This is a genomic window from Mycobacterium sp. (assembly GCF_049673265.1).
Classification (GTDB): Bacteria; Actinomycetota; Actinomycetes; order Mycobacteriales; family Mycobacteriaceae; genus Mycobacterium.
Map to the genome: position 1 here is coordinate 1 of NZ_JBATXN010000085.1, position 2,625 is coordinate 2,625.

General features: G+C 66.4%; 2 protein-coding genes. One reads left to right on the forward strand and one right to left on the reverse strand.

Features of this window, described 5'->3' with window-relative positions:
• On the reverse strand, positions 1–1,745 hold a 1,745-nt coding region (locus WBF82_RS02960), incomplete at its 3' end, for an ATP-dependent Clp protease ATP-binding subunit (protein WP_424381608.1).
• Between the two features lie 146 nt (positions 1,746–1,891).
• On the opposite strand from WBF82_RS02960, the gene WBF82_RS02965 reads away from it, so the two are divergent.
• Positions 1,892–2,625: enoyl-CoA hydratase/isomerase family protein (locus tag WBF82_RS02965; protein ID WP_424381609.1), on the forward strand; the 734-nt coding region annotated here is incomplete at its 3' end.

Sequence of the window (2,625 nt, forward strand, 5' to 3'; positions counted from 1 at the left end):
ACCGCCTGCACGGCCTTACGCTGTCCGACGACGCGCTTGCCCAGCTCGTCTTCCATCCGCAGCAGCTTGGCCGTCTCGCCTTCCAGCAGCCGACCCGCCGGGATACCCGTCCACGCCGACACCACGTCGGCGATGTCGTCGGGTCCGACTTCCTCTTTGAGCATGACGTTCTCGCGGGCCTCGGCCTGCGGCAGCGCCGCGTCGAGCTTCTTCTCCACCTCGGGGATGCGCCCGTAACGCAGCTCGGCGGCCTTGGCCAGGTCGCCGTCGCGCTCGGCGCGCTCGGACTCCCCGCGCAACGTCTCCAGCTGCTCCTTGAGCTCACGAACGACGTCGATCGCGTTCTTCTCGTTCTGCCAGCGCGTGGTCAGCTCGGCCAGCTTTTCCTTTTGGTCTGCTAGCTCAGAGCGCAGCTTCTCCAGCCGCTCCTTGGACGCCTCGTCTTGCTCCTTCGCCAGCGCCATCTCTTCGATCTCGAGGCGACGGACCAGGCGCTCGACCTCGTCGATTTCGACGGGCCGCGAGTCGATCTCCATCCGCAACCGGCTGGCGGCCTCGTCGACCAGGTCGATGGCCTTGTCCGGCAGGAAGCGGGCGGTGATGTAGCGGTCGGACAGCGTGGCCGCGGCGACCAGTGCGGAGTCGGTGATGCGCACCCCGTGGTGCACCTCGTAGCGGTCTTTCAGACCACGCAGAATGCCGACGGTGTCTTCGACCGACGGTTCGCCGACGAAGACCTGCTGGAAGCGCCGCTCCAGCGCGGCGTCCTTCTCGATGTGCTTGCGGTACTCGTCGAGCGTGGTGGCGCCAACCAGCCGCAGTTCGCCGCGGGCCAGCATCGGCTTGATCATGTTGCCGGCGTCCATCGCCGATTCACCGGTCGCACCGGCCCCGACGATGGTGTGCAGCTCGTCGATGAACGTGATGATCTGCCCGGCAGAGTTTTTGATGTCGTCCAGCACGGCCTTGAGGCGTTCCTCGAACTCGCCGCGATACTTGGCGCCGGCCACCATCGAGCCCAGGTCCAGGCTGATGACGGTCTTGTCGCGCAGGCTCTCGGGCACGTCGCCGGCGACGATGCGCTGCGCCAGGCCCTCGACGATCGCGGTCTTGCCGACGCCGGGCTCACCGATCAGCACCGGGTTGTTCTTGGTGCGACGAGAAAGCACCTGCACGACGCGGCGAATCTCGTTGTCCCGACCGATGACTGGGTCGAGTTCGCCTTCGCGGGCGCGGGCGGTCAGGTCGGTGGAGTACTTCTCCAGCGCCTGATAGGTGGCCTCGGGGTCGGCGCTGGTGACTCGCGCGCTGCCGCGCACCTTGACGAACGCGTCGCGCAACGCCTGCGGTGAGGCACCATGTCCGGTCAGCAGCTTGGCGACGTCGGAGTCGCCGGTGGCCAGGCCGACCATCAGGTGCTCGGTGGAGACGTATTCGTCGTCCATCTCGGTGGCCAGTTGCTGGGCGGTGGTGATGGCCGCGAGCGATTCACGCGACAGCTGCGGTTGCGAGCTGGCCCCGCTGATCTGCGGCAGCCGCTCGACCAGGTGCTGGGCTTCGGTGCGGATAGTGGCGGGCTCGACACCGACAGCCTCCAATAGCGGCGCGGCGATCCCGTCGTTCTGTGTCAGCAGCGCCAACAGCAGATGAGCGGGCCTGATCTCGGGGTTGCCGGCGGCAGTCGCCGCCTGCAGGGCCGATGTCAGGGCTGCCTGCGCCTTGGTTGTCGGGTTAAAAGAGTCCACTCCGGACCTCCATTCAGGGTCTAAATGGGGTTGGCAAAATGCTTGTCGCGATGTTCAACGCCGTCAAGGTTGAGTCTGTTCCGCTCAACTCTACCGAATTTCGACGGACTCCCGCCAAACTGAGATACGACGAAAGGTGGCATCGAATGCTGGCAATCAACGAAGACGGGCCGGTACTGCGGGTCGAACTGAACCGCCCTGAGTCGCTCAACGCGCTCGACGACGACGCGCTACTGGAGGTGGCGGATCTCTATACCCGGCTTCAGCAGCGGTTCGACCTGAAGGCGGTTGTGCTCGGCGGGCGTGGCCGCGCGTTCTGCGCCGGCGCCGATCTCCGCAACCCACCCGGATTTGCGGGCAACAGCGGCCGCGAGCGCCGCTACCACTCACAGATCGGCTACCGTGCCTGCCAGGCCATCGCCGACTGCGAAGTGGTGACGATCGCGCGGCTGCATGGGCATGTCATCGGCGGCGGATTCGCGCTCGCGCTGGCCTGCGACTTCCGCGTCGCCGCCACCGACACCGTGTTCAGGCTGCCCGAGGTCGACATCGGTGTGCCGATGACCTGGGGCACAGTACCTCGCCTGATCGCCGAGGTCGGTGCCGCGAGAGCACGCGAGATTGTGCTGCTCGCCGACCCGATCGACGCCCAGACTGCGCACCGCATTTCGCTCGTCCATCGATTGGCAGAACCCGACGAGCTTGACGGCACAACACAGGCACTCGTCGATGTCATCGTCGCCAAACCCGACTACGCGCTGCACGCCAGCAAAACGCAGTTTCGTGCATACAGCCGCCCGTCGGGCGATCCCACGTTCGCCGACGGCGACCTGGTCAGCCTCTCCACACGCTTCAATGCCGCGCGTGAGGCCCCGGACCC